The following is a 12,749-nucleotide window of genomic DNA, read 5'->3' as shown; positions in this document are numbered from 1 at the left end:
CCTGGTCGCGGTGATGCGCAAGATGCTGGTGATCCTCAACGCCCGCAAGCGTGACGCGGAGGCCCAGATGGCCTCCGCCTGACAAGACAGTTGCTACAACATCGCCGGTAGATCCACGCCATGCGTGGATGGGGTGCACCCGGCCATGCCATGATCGCCCAGCCCTCAGCGCTGGAGACCCGGATGTCCACCGTTGCCCTGTTGTTCGCGCTTTCTGCAGCAGCCAGCCCCACTGCCGACGCCACCACGATCGCAGCCATCGAAGCCACCTGCCACGACTACGTCGACGGCCAGCTGGAGGCCGACCCGCAGCGGGTCGCCCGTTCCCTGCATCCGGACCTGGCCAAGCGCGCTGTGCTCGGCGATACACCCGACGAACGGCTGGGCCTGCGCCGGATGTCGAAGGAAGAGCTGGTCTCGCTGACGAAGCAGGGCGCGTTGAAGACCCCGAAGGATCAATGGGATCGTCGCTGCACGCTGCTGGACGTGACCGGCAACGCGGCCTCGGTGCGGCTGGAGACCCCGTGGTTCGTCGATTACTTCCACATGGGGCGCTTCGACCAGCGCTGGGTCATCGTCAACGCGTTGTGGTACCCGAAACCGAAGGCGCCGTAGAGCCGAGCCCATGCTCGGCTTCTGCAATCCGCGCGAAGTGCAGCCGAGCATGGCTCGGCGCTACAGGAGCATGCGTGCGCTCCTAGCGCCTCGGCCGCCGGTCATCCTGGTCATCACCGAAGATGATGCGCGCACTGCGCTGGTAGCTCCAGTACGCGACCGCCCAGTTCAGCAGCACCACGATGCGGTTGCGGAAGCCGATCAGGAAGAACACGTGCGCGGCCAGCCAGAACCACCACGCCAGCACGCCCGACAGCTGCAGTCGGCCCAGGTGCACGATGGCGGCCATGCGGCCGATGGTGGCCAGGTTGCCGTAGTCGGCGTACTTGAACGGACCGGGCTCGGGCTTGCCGTGCAGCCGTGCGCGGATCACCTCGGCCACGTACTTGCCCATCTGCTTGGCGGCCGGTGCCACACCGGGAACCGGCTTGCCGTCGGCCTGGCTCAATGCGGCCAGGTCGCCGGCCACGAACAGCTCCGGGTGATCGGGCAGGGTCAGGTCCGGTTGCACCGGCACGCGTCCGGCGCGGTCCAGTGGCACGTCCAGCGTGCGCGCCAGCGGTGAAGCGGCCACGCCGGCGGCCCAGACCACGGTGCGCGCCGGTATGAACTGTTCGCCGAGCTTGAAGCCCTGGCTGTCGATGTCGCTCACCGGGGTTCCGGTCAGCACTTCCACGCCCAGTTTTTCAAGTTGGCGGCGCGCCTTCAGCGAAAGCACATCCGGGAACGAGGACAGCACGCGCGGCCCAGCCTCGACCAGCCGCACCCTGGCGCTGGCCGGGTCGATGTGGCGGAATTCGTTGCGCAGCGTGTGGCGCGCGATCTCGGCCAGGGTGCCGGCCAGTTCGACGCCGGTGGGACCACCACCGACGATGGCGAAACTCAGCCACGCCGCCTTCTTCGCCGGGTCCGGTTCGGCCTCGGCGCGTTCGAACGCCAGCAGCAGCTTGCGGCGCAGCGCGATGGCATCGTCCAGCGTCTTCAGGCCGGGCGCATCATCGGCCCACTGATCGTTGCCGAAGTAGGCGTGGGTGGCGCCGGTGGCCAGCAGCAGGCTGTCGTAGTCCAGCGTGCTGCCATCGGCCATGCGGATCTGCCGCGCCTGCTTGTCGATGGCCACCACTTCGCCGAGGCGGACTTCCACATTGCGCTGGTGGCCGAGGATGTGGCGCAGCGGTGCGGCGATATCCGGCGCGGACAGGCCGGCGGTGGCCACCTGGTACAGCAGCGGCTGGAACAGGTGATGGTTGCGGCGATCGACCAGGGTGATGCGTATGCGCTCGCGGGCCAGGGCACGGGTGGCCCAGAGACCGGCAAAACCGCCGCCGACAACGACCAGGTGGGGAACGCGTTCGCGACTCATCGACTCACTCCAGTGGGGGCATCGGGGGAAGCGCCTGGCATCTTCGCACGGCGGCCACCTGTCACGTCAGCGCCTGCCCGGATCGGCGATACTCGGGTTCAGGCAACGGCCCGTGAGGAGCCCATGAGCGAACCGGAAAAGCGCATCGCCCTGTTGATCGACGCCGACAATGCGCCGGCCTCGAAGATCGACGAGGTCCTGGCGGAAGTCGCCCGCTACGGCGTGGCCAACGTGCGCCGTGCCTACGGCAACTGGAAGAGCCCGCGACTGAAGGGGTGGGAAGCGGTGCTGCATGAGTATGCGATCCGCCCGATCCAGCAGTTCGCCTACAGCAAGGGCAAGAACGCTTCGGACATGGCGATGGTGATCGATGCCATGGACCTGCTGTACGCGCGCAACCTTGATGGCTTCGCCATCGTCTCCAGCGATGCGGACTTCACCCCGATGGTGATGCGCCTGCTGACCGATGGCGTGAAGGTATATGGCTTCGGTGAGAAGAAGACGCCCGAGCCATTCGTCAATGCGTGCTCGAAGTTCACCTACCTGGAGGCACTGGGCCAGACCCATGCCAGCGTGCCGGATGCCGAACAGGCGTCCAGCGAGCAGGCCTCGAACGAGCCGGTGGCCAACGACGATGCGCGTCCGCGCAAGAGCGGTGCGGAAATGCGCAGTGACACCCGGCTGGTGAAGATGCTGCGCCGTGCGGTGTCCGCGGCCGAGGGTGAGGATGGCTGGTCGCACCTCGGCCCGGTCGGCAGCCAGATCGGCAACCAGGCCTCGTTCGATCCGCGCAACTATGGCTACGGCAAGCTCAGCGACCTGCTGGCGGCGATCGGCCTGTTCGAACTGAAGAAGGACGGCAAGTCGTCCTACGTGCGCGCGCTGCCAAAAAAGAATCGGTAGTGCCGGCCGCTGGCCGGCAGCGCGCAGGCGCCCGATCCCGCATCCGGCACGCACACACCCGTAACGATCAGGCGTATCGTTGCCGCTCGCATTGCCAGCAAAGGAAACCCGCATGTTGAAGATCTGGGGCCGCCGCAATTCCAGCAACGTCCGCAAGGTGCTGTGGTGTGCCGAGGAAATCGGCCTGCCGTACGAATCCATCGAGGTCGGCGGCAGCCACGGCGGCACGCAGACGCCGGAGTACCAGGCGATGAATCCCAACGGCCTGGTGCCGGTGATCGAAGACCACGGCCTGCCGCTGTGGGAATCGAACGCCATCGTGCGCTACCTGAGCGCGCGCTATGCGCTGGGCACGCTGTACGCCGCAGACCCGATGGAGCGCGCCCAGGCCGAGAAGTGGATGGACTGGAGCACTTCGCGGATGGCGCCGCTGTACAGCGACCTGGTCTGGGGCATCATGCGCACCGCGCCGGCCGACCGCGATGAAGCGCGGATCAATGCCGCCATCGTGCGCGCCGGTGACTACCTGGCGATGGCCGACGCCACCCTGGCCAGGCAGCCGTGGCTGTCGGGCGAGACGTTCGCGATGGGCGACATCCCGCTGGGCTCGCTGGTCTATGCCTGGTTCGAACTGCCGATCCAGCGACCGGAGCTTCCGCACCTGGCGGATTGGTATGCGCGCCTGCGCGAGCGGCCGGCCTACCAGCGCGGCGTGATGTCGCCGCTGACGTAAGCACTGCCCGGTACTGAAACGCAGCCGAGCACGGCTCGGCTCTACGGTAGTGCCGAGCCATGCTCGGCAGTGCTCTACGGGATCAATACAGGTCCGTTGGATCCACATCCAGCGACCAGCGCACCTTGCGTGCTTCCGGCAGCGCATAAAGCTGCGGCACCAGCTGCGCGAGCACGCCATGCAAGGGTGGCCGCTGCGGCGCCGACAGCAGCAGCTGTGTGCGCTGGTAGCCCGCGCGCCGCGGCATCGGCGCCGGCATCGGGCCGTACGCCTCCACCACGTTCTGCTCGCCCAGCAGCTGCCGCGCAGCCAGCAGGAACGCATTGGCATGCTCCACCTGCTGCGCTTCGGCACGCATCAACGCCAGGTGCGCGAAAGGCGGGAATCCTGCGGCTTGCCGCTGGTTCAACTCGGCCTGCGCGAACGGGTGGTAGCCACCGCTCACCAGGGTTTCCAGCAGCGGGTGACCCGGGTGATGGGTCTGCAGCCAGACCTCGCCGGGGTCACGTGCGCGCCCGGCGCGACCGGCCACCTGGATCAGCTGTTGCGCGAGTTTCTCACTGGCGCGGAAGTCAGCGGAGAACAGGCCTTCGTCGATGCCCACCACCACCACCAGGGTCAGCTTCGGCAGGTCATGGCCCTTGGCCAGGATCTGCGTGCCGACCAGGATGCCGGGCTGGTCGCCCAGTTTCGCCAGCTGCTGTTCCAGCGCATCGCGGCGTGAGGTGGTGCCACGGTCGATGCGCACCACCGGGAAATCGGCGAAGGCGGCGGTGAGGTGTTCTTCCAGGCGTTCGGTGCCGATGCCCTGCGGCTGCAGCGCCAGGCTGCCGCAGGCCGGGCATGCCAACGGCGCCGGTTGGCGCGCGCCACAGTGGTGGCACTGCAGGCGTCGGCCGCCGCCATGCACGGTCATCGGCGCATCGCAGCGCTGGCACGGCGCGGTCCAGCCGCAGTCGTGGCACAGCAGCACCGGTGCGTAGCCGCGGCGGTTCTTGAACACGAGCACTTGCTGGCCACGCTGCAGGTGTTCGCCGATGCCGGCCAGCACATCGGCCGAGAGGCCATCGTGCAGCGGCCGCTTGCGTACATCGAGGATGCGCACGCGCGGTGGCCGTGCATCGCCGGCGCGCTGCTTCAGGCGCAGGTGCGTGTAGCGCCCTGCGTAGGCGTTGTGCAGCGTTTCCAGCGAAGGGGTGGCGCTGCCGAGCAGTACCGGAATGCCCAGTGCCTTGGCCCGGACCAGGGCAAAATCGCGCGCGTGGTAACGGATGCCGTCCTGTTGCTTGTAGCTGCCGTCGTGTTCCTCGTCGACGATCAGCAGGCCGGCCTGCGGCAATGGCGTGAACACCGCCGAGCGGGTGCCGACGATGACCCGTGCTTCGCCACGTGAGGCGGCCGCCCAGACGCGCGCGCGCTCGTTGTCGTTCAACCCCGAATGCAAGGCGTGCACGGCGATGCCGAGGCGGCCGCGGAAACGTGCCAGGGTCTGCGGGGTCAGGCCGATTTCCGGCACCAGCACCAGCGCCTGCCTGCCCTGCGCCAGGCAATGGATGATCGCCTGCAGGTAGACCTCGGTCTTGCCGCTGCCGGTCACGCCGTCCAGCAGGAACGGCTGGAAGCCGTCGGCAGCGTTGATCGCAGCCACCGCCCCGGCCTGGTCCGGGTTGAGCGTGGGGCCGGGCAGCGGCTGCGCATGCTGCGGTGCCACCGTCATCGCCACGCGCTCGGCCAGCGCGCGCTTGGCCAGGCTGCGTGCAGCGGTGCGCCAGTCGGCCATGCGTTCGCCGAGCACGTCCTCATCCACGATCGCTCCGGCCAGCAGCTCGGCCAGCTGCCGCGGACGGCTGCCGGCGCGCAGCTTTTCGCGCTGGGCGTGGCCTTCGGTGGTCAGCTGCCAACCCCAGTGGTGGGTGTCGGGCAGGGCCTCGCCATGGCGCAGCGGTCCGGGCAGGGCGGTGCTCAGCACCTCACCCAGTGGCGCATGGGTGTAGCGCGCCAGCCACTGCAGGCTCTGCCAGAGTTCGCCCTGCAGCAGCGGCTGCCGGTCGCACCAGGCCAGCGCCTGGCGCAGTCCCTGGCCGTCGTCGGTCTGGCCGTGGCCAGCCACCACGCCGACCAGCTCGCGGTTGCCGAACGGCACCTTCAGGCGGCAGCCGACCGCGGCCGTGGGGCCATCGCCCTCCGGCGACAGGTAGTCGAACAGGCGGGGCAGGGGGACGGGCAGGGCGACCTGCAGGGTCGGAATGGGCGAAAGCATCGGGCCAGTGTAACGGGCCATGCGCGCGCGAATGGCAGGGGGCAGAGGTGCCCGGGCACGACCGTTGAATCATAAATGTCACCTAAATATCGGTGTCCATTGGAGATTCAGTCTTATCCACATGTTCTGTGGATAACGTTGTGCGTTACCGGTCGACGGCAACCCAGGAGGCCGATGGCGACGAGCTCACGCTTGGGTTGGTCAAAAAATCGCCACACTTAAAAGGCATTCAAAATCAACAACTTGAGTGTGAAACATTGCTGAAACAGAGTGAATTCAGCTGCATGCCGCAATTTCCCGCGCGGGGAGCGTGGTGCTGTGCACAACCTGCAGCACGAAGTGCCTGTGGGCGCAAGTCCTACGGGGGCCGATGGGCTGCCGCTATCATGCCGGCAGACCTTTGGAGTGACCGATGACGGCTGTGCCCGCCCCTGTTTCCTCGACCGCGGCCGGCGCGCTGTCGGCGTTCCTGCGTGGCGTCGAACGCCGCGCCCTGGTGGTGGCTGAACTGCAGTGCGGCGATGCCGCCCGTGCCGAGCAGACCCTGGTGGCAGTGATGCGCGCGTTTGCGGCGGTCGCCAGCGACCTGCCGATGGCGCAATGGCCGACCCGCTTCTGGACCCTGCTGGGCCAGCGCCAGGCGCTGCGCGAGCCGGCGGGCGGGCAGTGGGCGCCGTCGTTGGCCGCGTTGGGCGCGATGCCGCCACTTCCACGACTGGCGCTGCTGCTGCGAGTGGGCGGCAGCCTGGACGAGGGCATCGCCATGCGCGTGCTCGACCAGGACGAGGCCGGATACCAGCACCTGCTGGCTGACGCGTGCCCGCGGGATGCCCATGGCCAGCCAGACGCCGCAGCCTGGCGCCAACTGGCCGAGCAGGTGCAGACGCGTATCCGTGAACTGCCGGCCACGCGCCTGCAGCAGCTCCAGCAGCCGGCCGCACCCGCCGCCCACAACGAGGCGCCCACGTCCAGCTGGCGCGCTCCTCAGCGCGACGAGCGGGCCACCGCCAACGGCAAGCGCCGCCGCGCGAATGCCAGGCCGCGCTGGCGCGGTCCTCTGATCCTGCTGGTGACCGTGGCGGTGCTGCTGGCCGCGGCGCTGGGTTGGCGCCACCTGCAGGGACATTCGTTCGGCAGCGATGCACCCTTGCCGGAGGGCGTGGTGGCCGAAGCCGGTCCGGTGACCGTGGAAGCCCTGCCACCGAGCAGGGTCGACGCCGCACCGGACGCGGGCCAGGCGCAAGCCAATGATGACGCAGCGATGCTGGCAGACCGCGACTACCCGCTGGTCGCCGATGCCGACCTGTACGCGTGGACTGCCGCGGGCGGCCCGCTGCCGGTGGATGAATCGCAAGCCAAGCCGAGCCGGCCGGAGCCGGCCAGTGCCACGCTGGAAACTGCTGCCGCCGATGAATAAGTCCGTGCTCGCCAGCCTGCTGCTGGCCCTGCCGCTGTCGCTGTCCGCCGCACCGCAGCCGTTGAGCGTGCCGTTGCCGCCACCAGTTCCGGGCAGTTCGCCGGCCACGCCGGCGTCGGCCGCTGCAACAGCACCTGCCGAATTCGCCCAGCTGGATACGCAGCAGCAGCGACAGCGCCGTGCCGACTACGCCGCCTGGCGCGCATTGCCGGAAGCAGAGCGCGAGCGCATCCGTCAGGCGGCTGCGCGCTTCAATTCGCTGCCGGCCGATCAACAGCAGCGCATGCGGCAGCAATTCCAGGCGCAGGATCAGGCGTTCCGCGCCGGATGGCGGCTGGGCCCGCAGCTGGGCCTGGAATTCCCCAAGCTGCACGGACTGTTCGGATTCGTGCCACCGGCGCAACGCGAGACCGCGCTGGCCGTGCTGCGCCAGCTCAGCCCGGCGCAGCTGGCCCAGCTGGCCCTGGTCGCGCAGCGCACGCCGCCGCAGGAACGCGACACGGTACGCAGCGCCTTCCTCGCCGTGCCCGCCGCCGAGCGCGACAGCTGGCTGAAGCGCCAGGCCGGCCAGTAGAAAAGGGGACGGAGGGGATTAAGTCGTATCCGGCACTGACTGGCGTGATACGACTTAATCCCCTCCGTCCCTTTTTTGTGTGGGGCGGCTGAAACCCAGCATTCACGCCATGTCATGGGAATGCAGGCGCCGCCCGCGTAAGATGAGCGCCCGCAACCCGGTGCCTGTGCCCTTCGCGCGCAACCGCAGTTCGCGTCAAGCACCTTATGTCTACTGCAACCTCCACGCCGCGCTTCAGCAAGGAAGTCGGCGCCACCGGTCTGCTCGCCCTGCCGCTGGTGCTGGGCCATGTGTCCACCGGTCTGATCTCCTTCGTCGACAACGTGATTGCCGGCCACCACGCTACGGCGACCCTCGCCGCAGTCACCATCGGTACGGCGCTGTTGTGGCTGCCGATGCTGATTCCGATCGGCACCCTGATCTCGCTCACCGCCTCGGTGTCGCAGCTGCATGGCGCCGGCCGCGAGCGCGAGATCGGCCCGCTGTTCCGCCAGGCACTGTGGCTGGCGCTGGGGCTGGGGCTGATCATGTTCACCTTCCTCACCGTGGTGCCGCCGCTGCTGCCGGCCTTCGGCATCGCGCCGGACATCGTGCCGGGGGCGACCGCGTTCCTGCATGCGGTGCGCTGGGGCGGCCCGGCGCTGACCCTGTACTTCTGCATGCGTTATCTCAGCGAGGGCATGCACTGGACGCTGCCGACCATGCTGCTCGGCTTCGGTGGCCTGCTGGTGCTGGCACCGATGGGCTACGTGCTGGCCAATGGCAAGCTCGGCTTCCCGGAGTTGGGGGCCGAGGGCCTGGGCATCGCTTCGGCGGTGATGATGTGGCTGCAGGCAACCGCATTCGCCCTGTATCTGTGGCGGACCAAGCGCTTCGCCCATCTGCAGCTGTTCTCGCACTTCGAGGGACCGCGCTGGAAGGCGATCTGGGAGCTGCTGCGCACCGGCCTGCCGATCGGCATCACCGTGCTGATGGAAGGCGGCCTGTTCATCGTCACTGCCTTGCTGATCGGCCGCCTGGGTGCCAATGAAGCGGCGGCACACCAGATCGCGATCAACGTCGCGCAGCTGTGCTTCATGATCCCGATGGGCGTGGCCGAGGCCACCACCGTGCGCGTCGGCCATGCGGTCGGCCGTGGTGACGGCTTCGGCGTGCGGCGTGCGGCCTGGGCCGGCTACGCGATCATCATGGGCACGCAGACGTTGTCAGCGGCGGTGCTGCTGTTCGGCCACGATGCCATCGTCGGTGTGTACACCAACGACCTGGCAGTGGCCGGCCTGGCCTCGACCCTGCTCCTGTACGCGGCCACCTTCCAGTTCCCGGACGGCATCCAGGTGCTGTCGGCGGGTGCGCTGCGCGGCCTCAAGGACACCCGCGTGCCGATGTTCATCGCCATGTTCGCGTACTGGGGCCTGGGCATGCCGCTCGGCGCCGGGCTCGGCCTGGGGCTGGGCATGGGCCCGCAGGGCATGTGGATCGGCCTGATCGTCGGCCTGACCGCCGCTGCCATCCTGATGGGCTGGCGCCTGCGCCGCAGCAGCCAGCGCATCGGGCAGTCCGCGCTGTCCTGATCTTCCTGCCCGCCACGTTCACCCGTGACGGGCGATCCCCTGACTTGTGTCCGATGCTGCATCACGCGGCACCGGCTATGCTGGTACCACGGCAAGAAGCCATCCGGAGCGTTCCATGAATCAACCCGTGCCCCCGCTGCCCCCGGCGCGTCGCAACCCCGTCGCCAGTTTCTTCATCGGGCTGTGGGACGTCATGAACTTCACCCGCCGGTTGATCCTCAACCTGGTGTTCTTCGGCCTGCTGTTCCTGCTGCTGGTGATGTTCGTCATCGCCGCCGGCATGGGCGCCGGTGCCAGCAAGTCGCTGCAGGACCGCACCACCCTGGTGATCGCGCCGGAGGGCCGCCTGGTCGAGCAGTTCAGTGCCGATCCGGTCAGCCGCGCACTGGCCAAGGCAGTGGGTGACAACGGTGCCGAAGAGATCCAGCTGCGCGATCTGCTGCGGGTGATCGAGTCGGCCAAGGACGACAAGAAGATCGAGCGCGTGGTGCTGGAGCTGGACAAGCTGCAGCCGTCCGGCTTCGCTTCGCTGCGCGAAGTGGCCGCCGCGCTGCAGGATCTGCGTGCCTCCGGCAAGCAGCTGGTGGCCTACAGCGAGAGCATGGGCCAGTCGCAGTACCTGCTGGCCGCGCAGGCCGACGAGGTCTACCTGGACCCGATGGGTTCGGTCGTGCTCGAAGGCCTCGGCCGCTACCGACAGTACTTCCGCACCGGCCTGCAGGACAAGCTGGGCGTGGACGTGCACCTGTTCAAGGTGGGCGAGTACAAGTCCGCGGCCGAACCGTACGTGCTCGACGCCGCGTCGCCGGCCTCCAAGGAAGCCGACCTGTTCTGGATGAACGATGTGTGGCAGCGCTATCTGGGCGACATCGCCAAGGCGCGCCGCCTGGATCCGGCGCAGCTGGCTGCCGGCATCGACACGCTGCCGGAAGGCATTGCCGCCGCCGGTGGCGACCTGGCCAAGTTCGCGCTGCAGCAGAAGCTGGTGACCGCGCTGAAGACCCGCGAGGAGTTCGAGGATCTGATGATCGAGCGCGGCGTGGCCGACGAAGACGCCGACGGTGGTTTCCGCAACGTCGACTTCGGGCGTTACCTGGCCCTGCTCGACGCGCGCCGCAACCCGGTGGACTCGCGTCCGCAGGTGGCCGTGGTGGTGGCTGCCGGCGAGATCAGCGGTGGCGACCTGCCGGCCGGCCGCATCGGCGGAGAGTCGACCTCAGCGCTGTTGCGCGCCGCGCGCGACGACGACAACGTGAAGGCCGTGGTGCTGCGCGTCGATTCGCCGGGCGGTGAGGTGTTCGCCTCCGAGCAGATCCGCCGTGAAGTGGTGGCGCTGCAGGCCGCCGGCAAGCCGGTGGTGGTGTCGATGGGCGACCTGGCTGCCTCCGGCGGCTACTGGATCAGCATGAATGCCGATCGCATCTACGCCGATCCGTCGACCATCACCGGTTCGATCGGCATCTTCGGCATGGTGCCGAACTTCAGCCGCGCGCTGGACAAGATCGGCGTGCACACCGATGGTGTCGGCACCACCCGTTTCGCCGGTGCATTCGATGTCACCCGCCCGATGGATCCGGCCGTGGGCCAGGTCATCCAGTCGGTGATCAACAAGGGCTACGCCGACTTCACCGGCCGCGTCGCCGACGCCCGCAAGAAGCCGGTCGAGGCGGTGGACGAGGTGGCTCGCGGCCGCGTGTGGAGCGGTGCGCAGGCCAAGGAACGGGGCCTGGTCGATGCCTTCGGTGGCCTGAAGGATGCCGTGGCCGACGCTGCCAGCCGTGCCAAGCTGGGCAAGGCCGACGCTTATCGCGTGCGCTACATCGAGAAGGCGGCCACGCCGTTCGCACAGTTCGTCAGCGGTTTCGCCGGCAGCCGCGCCGGTGCCTGGATGCTGTCCGATTCGGGCATGGCACGGATGATGCTGGCACGCACGATGCCGGAAGTGGATACGCAGCTGCGCTTTGTCGAGAACGCGGCCCGCGAGAAGGGCAATGGCGCACCGGTGAAGGCGCTTGCTTACTGCTTCTGCGGGTTCTGACGGAAGCCATCCACGCAGGGCGTGGAACTACTGGACAGCGAAACGCCCGGCCTTGGCCGGGCGTTCTCGTTCATGGGGTCGGATCCCTTGGCTTCGCAAAGGGCTCTGACCCCATAGGCCACTCGTCATTGCGCCGCGTCGACCTCGGCCTTGCGCTCGCGAGCGGCGGCTTCATCCACGGCCTTCTGCGCGCCCTTGGCGCGGTCCAGCGGCTCCTGCATCGCACGCGACATCGCCTTGGGTACCGGTGGCTTCTCCGGGTTCGGCGTCGGCGGACGCTGGCAGGCCACCAGCAGCACGATGGCCAGCAGGGACAACGACAGGATCAGGATGCGCATGGCGGTACTCCGCGGTGGGCGTTCGCGCAGTGTCGCATCTCCGGCAACGCCCTGCCGTGAGCGCGTATCCTTGCGGCATCGAAACACAGCGGGCGCGGCCCCGGAGGACACATGACCCAGCAACGGTGGCGCCTGGACGGCCAGACTGCCCTGATTACGGGCGCCAGCGCCGGCATTGGCCTGGCCATCGCGCACGAACTGGCCGGCCTCGGTGCCGACCTGATGATCGTGGGCCGTGACATCGATATGCTGGAGACGGCGCGCGACGAACTGCTGGACGTGTATCCGCAGCACCAGGTGCACGCGCTGGCTGCCGATGTCTCCGATGACGAGGACCGCCGGCAGATCCTGGACTGGGTGGAAGACCACAGCGATGGCCTGCACATCCTGGTCAACAACGCCGGTGGCAACGTCACCAAGGCGGCCACGGAGTATTCCGAGGACGAATGGCGCAAGATCTTCGAGACCAACCTGTTCTCGGCCTTCGAGCTGTCGCGCTACGCGCATCCGCTGTTGGCGCGGCATGCGTCGTCGTCCATCGTCAACGTCGGCAGCGTATCCGGCCTGACCCACGTACGCAGTGGCGTGGTCTATGGCATGACCAAGGCCGCGATGCACCAGATGACCCGCAACCTGGCCGTCGAGTGGGCGGAGGATGGCATCCGGGTCAACGCGGTGGCGCCCTGGTACATCCGCACGCGGCGCACGTCCGGTCCGTTGTCGGACCCGGACTACTACGAGGAAGTGATCAACCGCACGCCGATGCGTCGCATCGGCGAGCCGGAGGAAGTGGCTGCCGCGGTAGGCTTCCTGTGCCTGCCGGCGGCCAGCTATGTCACCGGCGAGTGCATCGCAGTGGATGGTGGTTTCCTGCGCTACGGGTTCTGATCTTCCGAAGGGTAGCGCCGGCCAGCGGCCGGCACTGCCGGCATGTCAG

11 protein-coding genes are annotated in these 12,749 nt (G+C 68.2%); 8 read left to right on the top strand and 3 right to left on the bottom strand.

The window, feature by feature from the left end; translation table 11 throughout:
- Positions 1–183 precede the first annotated feature (183 nt).
- On the top strand, positions 184–615 hold the full coding sequence (locus AC2A1N_RS04580; protein ID WP_242889960.1) for a nuclear transport factor 2 family protein: 432 nt from the start codon (positions 184–186) through the stop codon (positions 613–615).
- An 82-nt stretch (positions 616–697) separates the two neighbouring features.
- Here the strand turns inward: AC2A1N_RS04580 and AC2A1N_RS04575 are convergent, their stop codons facing one another.
- Entirely contained in the window at positions 698–1,978 is a 1,281-nt protein-coding gene (locus AC2A1N_RS04575) for an NAD(P)/FAD-dependent oxidoreductase (protein ID WP_061478140.1), read from the bottom strand.
- A 123-nt stretch (positions 1,979–2,101) separates the two neighbouring features.
- Between AC2A1N_RS04575 and AC2A1N_RS04570 the strand changes: the two genes are divergently transcribed.
- A complete protein-coding gene (locus AC2A1N_RS04570) occupies positions 2,102–2,881 on the top strand; it encodes an NYN domain-containing protein (RefSeq protein ID WP_049470953.1) in 780 nt (259 codons plus the stop codon).
- A gap of 112 nt (positions 2,882–2,993) precedes the next feature.
- Complete coding sequence (locus tag AC2A1N_RS04565) at positions 2,994–3,614, top strand: glutathione S-transferase family protein (protein ID WP_061478139.1); 621 nt, start codon at positions 2,994–2,996, stop codon at positions 3,612–3,614.
- 82 nt (positions 3,615–3,696) lie between these two features.
- Here AC2A1N_RS04565 and AC2A1N_RS04560 read toward each other — a convergent pair whose 3' ends face one another.
- Entirely contained in the window at positions 3,697–5,874 is a 2,178-nt protein-coding gene (locus AC2A1N_RS04560) for a primosomal protein N' (RefSeq protein WP_072167302.1), read from the bottom strand.
- 412 nt (positions 5,875–6,286) lie between these two features.
- On the opposite strand from AC2A1N_RS04560, the gene AC2A1N_RS04555 reads away from it, so the two are divergent.
- The 4 genes from AC2A1N_RS04555 to sppA all read left to right on the top strand — a co-directional run bounded on the left by AC2A1N_RS04555 (position 6,287) and on the right by sppA (position 11,474).
- A complete protein-coding gene (locus AC2A1N_RS04555; RefSeq protein WP_242889962.1) occupies positions 6,287–7,291 on the top strand; it encodes a hypothetical protein in 1,005 nt (334 codons plus the stop codon).
- Entirely contained in the window at positions 7,284–7,865 is a 582-nt protein-coding gene (locus tag AC2A1N_RS04550; protein WP_242889964.1) for a DUF3106 domain-containing protein, read from the top strand. The genes AC2A1N_RS04555 and AC2A1N_RS04550 overlap by 8 nt, the downstream gene beginning before the upstream one ends.
- 206 nt (positions 7,866–8,071) lie before the next feature.
- Positions 8,072–9,436, top strand: a complete 1,365-nt coding sequence (locus tag AC2A1N_RS04545) for an MATE family efflux transporter (protein ID WP_005419642.1) — start codon at positions 8,072–8,074, stop codon at positions 9,434–9,436.
- 115 nt (positions 9,437–9,551) lie between these two features.
- On the top strand, positions 9,552–11,474 hold the full coding sequence (gene sppA, locus AC2A1N_RS04540) for a signal peptide peptidase SppA (RefSeq protein ID WP_061478137.1): 1,923 nt from the start codon (positions 9,552–9,554) through the stop codon (positions 11,472–11,474).
- 125 nt (positions 11,475–11,599) lie between these two features.
- On the opposite strand, the gene AC2A1N_RS04535 is transcribed toward sppA, so the two are convergent.
- Positions 11,600–11,812 (bottom strand): hypothetical protein, encoded by a 213-nt coding sequence (locus AC2A1N_RS04535; RefSeq protein WP_134969306.1) that lies wholly within the window; start codon positions 11,810–11,812, stop codon positions 11,600–11,602.
- Positions 11,813–11,923: 111 nt separating this feature from the next.
- On the opposite strand from AC2A1N_RS04535, the gene AC2A1N_RS04530 reads away from it, so the two are divergent.
- A complete protein-coding gene (locus AC2A1N_RS04530) occupies positions 11,924–12,700 on the top strand; it encodes an SDR family oxidoreductase (protein ID WP_014038643.1) in 777 nt (258 codons plus the stop codon).
- Positions 12,701–12,749 lie beyond the last annotated feature (49 nt).

It is taken from the genome of Stenotrophomonas maltophilia group sp. SKK55 (genome assembly GCF_057179845.1).
Note: the sequence above shows the minus strand (reverse complement) of the source record. Positions and strands in the feature narration are given on the sequence as shown.

Bases quoted from the DNA above. Each gene is read 5' to 3' on its own strand.
- AC2A1N_RS04535 (WP_134969306.1), bottom strand. From the start codon at position 11,812: ATGCGCATCCTGATCCTGTCGTTGTCCCTGCTGGCCATCGTGCTGCTG.
- AC2A1N_RS04555 (WP_242889962.1), top strand. From the start codon at position 6,287: ATGACGGCTGTGCCCGCCCCTGTTTCCTCGACCGCGGCCGGCGCGCTG.
- AC2A1N_RS04560 (WP_072167302.1), bottom strand. From the start codon at position 5,874: ATGCTTTCGCCCATTCCGACCCTGCAGGTCGCCCTGCCCGTCCCCCTG.
- AC2A1N_RS04565 (WP_061478139.1), top strand. From the start codon at position 2,994: ATGTTGAAGATCTGGGGCCGCCGCAATTCCAGCAACGTCCGCAAGGTG.
- AC2A1N_RS04545 (WP_005419642.1), top strand. From the start codon at position 8,072: ATGTCTACTGCAACCTCCACGCCGCGCTTCAGCAAGGAAGTCGGCGCC.
- AC2A1N_RS04570 (WP_049470953.1), top strand. From the start codon at position 2,102: ATGAGCGAACCGGAAAAGCGCATCGCCCTGTTGATCGACGCCGACAAT.
- AC2A1N_RS04550 (WP_242889964.1), top strand. From the start codon at position 7,284: ATGAATAAGTCCGTGCTCGCCAGCCTGCTGCTGGCCCTGCCGCTGTCG.
- AC2A1N_RS04580 (WP_242889960.1), top strand. From the start codon at position 184: ATGTCCACCGTTGCCCTGTTGTTCGCGCTTTCTGCAGCAGCCAGCCCC.
- sppA (WP_061478137.1), top strand. From the start codon at position 9,552: ATGAATCAACCCGTGCCCCCGCTGCCCCCGGCGCGTCGCAACCCCGTC.
- AC2A1N_RS04575 (WP_061478140.1), bottom strand. From the start codon at position 1,978: ATGAGTCGCGAACGCGTTCCCCACCTGGTCGTTGTCGGCGGCGGTTTT.
- AC2A1N_RS04530 (WP_014038643.1), top strand. From the start codon at position 11,924: ATGACCCAGCAACGGTGGCGCCTGGACGGCCAGACTGCCCTGATTACG.